Below are 5,174 nucleotides of genomic sequence, written 5' to 3'. Positions count from 1 at the left end.
CTCCGCGGCTTAGACTCAGTCCAAAGTGAATGGAGTTTGGTGTGTATTGGATGGCATTTGAAACGAATGCACGCACTGAGGGGATGAAAAGTTGATAGGAGAGTTCTTGCCGTTTGAAAACAAGCGCAGATTCTCTTCATGCCCAGGAAAAAAGAGCGCGTTTTTTTACTGGATGCCCTTGGTGGCTCTCGTTTCGATGCCAAGTCCGACAGGCTCCTAGTTGCAACGGCGCTTATGCTATCAAGGCGTGCGTGCTCAGCTATCTGGGACGGCCCGAGGAGGCGATTGAATTTGCGCAGTACGCCGTGCGCCTGACGCCGGCGTATCCGGCCGAATTCCCTGCGATCCTCGCGGGCGCTTACCATGATAGCGGTCGTTATATGGAAGCCATCAGCGCCGCCGAAGCCTCGCTGGAACTGCGCTCGGGCGATGTCGACCGCATGTTGATCCTGGTCGCGGCGCATGTGGCCCAGGGCGAATCTGACGAGGCCCGGAGAATTGGCGAAAAGGTGCTCAAGATAGCGCCGACCGTCCGTCTGGGTGAATTCGCCGAGACCCAGCCGTATCAAAACCCGGACGATTTCAAACGATTGATTGATCGGCTACGTGACGCCGGCCTGCCCGATTGAAATGCGAAGCAGGTACGGGTTAACCCCCGTCACGGCATTGTCACTTTAGCGTGGTGGTACACCAGGCCGATGAACAAGCGAAAACCCCGATTTCACTGCCACCGGTTTCCTCCGCAAATCATTGGCTGCGCTATCTGGCTATATTATCGCTATGACTTGGCGACAAGTGACGTGCGGCTGAAATATTTTACCGGAGTGGGCCTCGGGATGACGCTGGTTACTAACCGTTAAGGCGACAATACCCTTCGGATAACTTTGTTCGGGAACCCTCAACTTGACAATACCCTCATGAGAGCACGTATGAATTCTGAATACTGGACGGGTAAGACGTTCGACGACTTTCTGTTCCGACCTCAACAGGGCGCCGCCCCTTCGCGACGAGAGATCGCTCTCTCAGCGCGTCTCACACGAACGATAACACTGGAGTTGCCGATTTTGTCCGCCAATATGGACAGTGTCACCGGTAAGCGAATGGCAGACGCAATGGCGCTCGAGGGGGGCCTTGGCGTTATCCACCGTGCGCTTTCCATCGAGAAACAGGCGGCAAAGGTCGCGTCAGTCAAACGCAGCCATAGCGCCGTGATCGAGAAACCGTTTTGTGTTCCGCTAGGGACTTCAATCGCAGAGGCTGTGGCGTTTGCCCGCCATCACCAGGTCTCGGGGATTCTGATTGAAACGTGCCCGGGCAGCAGGATTCTGGCTGGCGTACTGTCCAGTCGTGACATTCCCTGGGTGGATGACTTGAGGGCCCGGACGGTCGATGAGTGCATGACACCCATCGATCGATTGCATACGCATGGACCGGACATCTCCCAGAAGGAGGCGGAGCAGATTCTGTTCGAGAAACGCATTGAACGTTTGCCATTGATTGACGAAGAACGGCGGGTACATGGGCTGGTCACGCGCAAGGACCTTATGTTCCTTCGTCAGCGTCCACATTCAAGCAAGGATAGTAAGGGGCGACTGCTGGCAGCGGCAGCCATCGGCGCGCGCGGCGATTTTCTGGAGCGAGCCACGGAGCTCGTCAAGGCGGGCGTTGACTGTCTGGTCATTGATATCGCGCACGGCCATTCAAAGGTCATGGCCGAGGCCATAGAACAAGTTCGAAACCGTGTTGCCAGCGTGCCTCTCATTTGCGGCAATGTCTCCACGGTGGAAGGGGCCAGGTTCCTGATGGAACTCGGTGTCGATGCGATTAAAGTCGGTGTGGGACCTGGCCGTGGTTGTCGGACGCGTCTGGAAACCGCCGCCGGTGTGCCTCAACTGCAGGCGATCCGTGAGGCCTGGGTTGCAGTGGAGAATTCCATCCCGATTATTGCGGATGGTGGCGTCCGACACGGCAAGGACATCTTTCTGGCACTGATATGTGGCGCATCGACGGTGATGCTGGGCAGCGCCCTGTCAGGCACCGATGAAGCGCCGGGTCGGGTGATCGAGGACCCGGTCACGCACCGGAAGAACAAAATCTATAGGGGAATGACCTCACCGGAGGCGGTGTTCGAGTCGCTTTATGATGTCGAGGACCAGACAGAACTCGAGGCGGCTCTTGAGACGCCGGCCGAAGGCCAGGAGATTCAAGTGCCCTACAAGGGAAGCGTCGTCGATATTCTGGTCCGGGTACGAGGACACCTTCAATCAGCGGTCAGCTATGCGGGTGAACGTTCGTTGCAGGATGCGCGCAGAAAGATCGTACCCAATCCTGAGAATTATCTGATTCAGCTATCGGCAGCCTCGCGGCAGGAGTCCTACGAGCGGTAAAGGTATCGTCAACTCGGTCTGAGACCGGGCAGGCCAGGGACATGTACACCGATACGCCCAGCTATCGTGGCTACCGTTACCTGCGAGAGGCAATCAGCCACGCAATGCCTTCAACTTTTCAAGCCGATGTGACGCGGTGGATCGCCTTGCTGGATGAACTTGAACAGATAACCCCAGGCGGTAGTTCCCGGTCATGGGGACATCACTAACGTCGAAGGAATCGTGCGTCTTCGTGAACTACTAACTGAGTTTTGGGAAGCGGTAGAAGCCGAATATGACCAAGGCAAGAGCGATTATGAGATGATATCCGAGGGCACGGATACCCTTTCAGCCTTCGAGCCCCACTATCCCGGCCTCCAGGAAAAGATGCGGCGCGACATCTCCCATGTTTACCTCCAAGTGGAGGCCGCCAACTTCAATTGATTGATTTTTGCACGGACACGTCAGAGTGTCGATATGCATCCAATGCAGCGATCTGTCGATAGATATACCCGTCACGGACAGGTTTCCCCGGCACACACGCCCTCATCGTCCCGTAGCGGCGTTGCGATTCCTTGCAATAAAGCGGCTACTACGCGTCATCGCGCCTTGCCACGAAACGAATATGACACACACTTTCTCGTGAAAACCTGTCCGCGACGGGTATACAAAACGGAAACTGATAAAACCTGGAATCGGCGATAAAGACGTGGCACATCGACCCTGTCTTCCTCGTCGTTCTTCGCAGACATCTGAGGAGGCAGCCACCTCGGACAATGTTCAAGTTGTTTGGGGGCTTTGTCCGTCAGATAATCTGGCCAGAATCAGAGGAGACCCTACCAACGATTCTGGGCACTCCCAGGCACCATGCTTAGCCGATCATGTCCATGTGCTTCTGCTCGGTTTCCAACGGGTGCTTTACCTCCTCGACGCGCAGATCCTGCAGGTGCACGATCAGCGTGGTGCCGGTAGCCGCCGTGAGTCACCGCTTCAGTTGTGCGTTCGGGCATTGTCACTTTGACGAGGTTTTCGGCACACTATTGGCGTGAGCAGGGTAGCGCATGCCCATACGCGCCAGGATCTCAACGAGTGGCTGGTGTACTACAATGATCGGCTAACACATCAGGGAAAGATGTTTCGTGGCCGGACATCCCCGGCCACACTGGAAGACGGAGAACGAATCTGGACGGGGAAATTCGTAGGCTGAGTTTGTCCTGACAGGAATCCCATTGAAACCGGACGCTGTCAAGTCATGTCTGAACTGCTGCAAATTGCGGGATCTCGACATTGATGTTTCGACAGTATCTATTTGTGTACACTATTTAATATATGAGCAAGCTTCGAACCCCAATGTCGTTTTATACCCGCGGAGTGTCGTGTATAAAGGATTCTCGGTTTCTATTTGAAAATAGAGGAGCAACCTCTAACTTCGGCATCCTACTTATTCATGGCGTTGAATTGTTACTTTCTTCATTTCTACTTATAAAAGACCGTACACTTACCGCACACGAGATATACGACAAGTATCATCATAACTACCGTGATATGCTGGACGCATGTAAGGAATTCGACGAAGAAAAACGTATAACCAGCGATGAGGTATGCTCATATATCGGTTTTCTCGCCGAGCGATTTTCACCCAGTACCGCTGATATAAGATTTCCGAGGTATGCGGTTCTTCGGGAGTTTCCACTCGATCTTTTCGATATTCTAGAAGTCAACTTTGTTGATCCAATGTTTTTCATCACAAAGGAGTGGTTGAAAAATGACGACCAAACTCATATAAAGTCGGAAAGTTCAGGGCGCTAGATTGGCTGGTGTAAAGTTGATCGCGTTGAACGATATGAACTTACTACCCCTGAGCCTATATTTGACCTCCGCTTGACCACACTCTCGGACCTCTCCCGCAAGGTCCACCGCTACAGATGTAAGGCGTACAACAAACGCGCCATTCCGACGTAAGTCTCCTCCCTCTCGGCGGCGAGGGCAGAGACAACGGTCGCCGCCAGTTTTTCCGGGGGAAGCTTGCCGCCTCCACGCCCTAGGGTCATCGCGGTTTCCACCAGCGGTGGCAACCGCCTCGACGTGCCAACTCTGGTCATCGCGACGGACGCCGGCGTCGATACGGTTCAGCGGTCGCGCATGCCGCCGTTGCGCGAGGGTCTGATCGAGTCACACGGAAAGAACCGGAATGCGTTCTGCCACGACCGCATTCAGGAGGCGGCCTACCGACGCATCCCGGCCGAGCGGCGTGCACGGCTGCACTATCAGGTCGGTACCCTGCGGCTGCAGACCCCGGGCGAGCTGACGAATGAACGGCTGTTCGAGATAGCCGACCACATCGATCAAGCGCTCGCGGGATACCGAAGAGTCTTCGCGGTTTACCGAACTCAATCGGCGGGCTGTAGACTGCACCCGGCAGTCCGCCGCCTTCGAGGCCGCTTACAGCTACTATGATCACGGCATCCGCGTACTCGGCGATGCCGGTTGGTCGGAACAGTACGATCTGGCGTTCTCACTGCATATCGGCCGTGCCGAAGTCGGTTTCCTCTGCGGTCGCTCCGACATCGCCGAGTCGGACACCGAACTGTTGCTTGTGGAGGCCCGGACCGATCTTCAGCGCGGCGAGGACTACGCGCTGAAGATGATCCAGTTCGAGACCGGGGCCGGTTTGCCGATGCGGTGGCCGCAGGCAGGACGGTGCTCGCCCTATTCGGCCTGCATTTCCCGTCCGATCCCGCTGGTGCGGAACAGGCCATCGACTCGGCCGTCGCCGACATCCGTCGTCGCATGGCAGGCCGGTCGATT

Annotated in this window: 4 protein-coding genes and 1 pseudogene; all 5 read left to right on the top strand. The window is 55.7% G+C overall.

What is annotated here, in order from left to right; genetic code table 11:
- Nucleotides 1–251 precede the first annotated feature (251 nt).
- The 5 genes and pseudogenes from LJE91_07450 (at nt 252) to LJE91_07430 (ending at nt 4,823) form a co-directional block, all read left to right on the top strand.
- Nucleotides 252–629 carry a hypothetical protein gene (locus tag LJE91_07450; GenBank protein MCG6868556.1) on the top strand — a complete coding sequence of 126 codons (378 nt, stop codon included), beginning with the start codon at nt 252–254 and terminating at the stop codon, nt 627–629.
- A gap of 300 nt (nt 630–929) precedes the next feature.
- On the top strand, nt 930–2,387 hold the full coding sequence (locus LJE91_07445; GenBank protein ID MCG6868555.1) for an IMP dehydrogenase: 1,458 nt from the start codon (nt 930–932) through the stop codon (nt 2,385–2,387).
- A 222-nt stretch (nt 2,388–2,609) separates the two neighbouring features.
- A complete protein-coding gene (locus LJE91_07440; GenBank protein MCG6868554.1) occupies nt 2,610–2,810 on the top strand; it encodes a hypothetical protein in 201 nt (66 codons plus the stop codon).
- A 628-nt stretch (nt 2,811–3,438) separates the two neighbouring features.
- Nucleotides 3,439–3,573, top strand: a pseudogene (locus tag LJE91_07435) (IS481 family transposase).
- Nucleotides 3,574–4,391: 818 nt separating this feature from the next.
- The gene (locus tag LJE91_07430; protein MCG6868553.1) at nt 4,392–4,823 is read left to right on the top strand and encodes a hypothetical protein; all 432 of its coding nucleotides are present in this window, start codon (nt 4,392–4,394) and stop codon (nt 4,821–4,823) included.
- The last annotated feature ends 351 nt before the right edge of the window (nt 4,824–5,174 follow it).

The organism is Gammaproteobacteria bacterium, from assembly GCA_022340215.1.
Taxonomy (GTDB): Bacteria; Pseudomonadota; Gammaproteobacteria; order JAJDOJ01; family JAJDOJ01; genus JAJDOJ01.
This window is presented reverse-complemented; position numbering and strand designations above follow the sequence as displayed.

Excerpts from the sequence above, each read along its gene's own strand:
- LJE91_07445 (MCG6868555.1), top strand. The coding sequence starts at position 930 with ATGAATTCTGAATACTGGACGGGTAAGACGTTCGACGACTTTCTGTTC.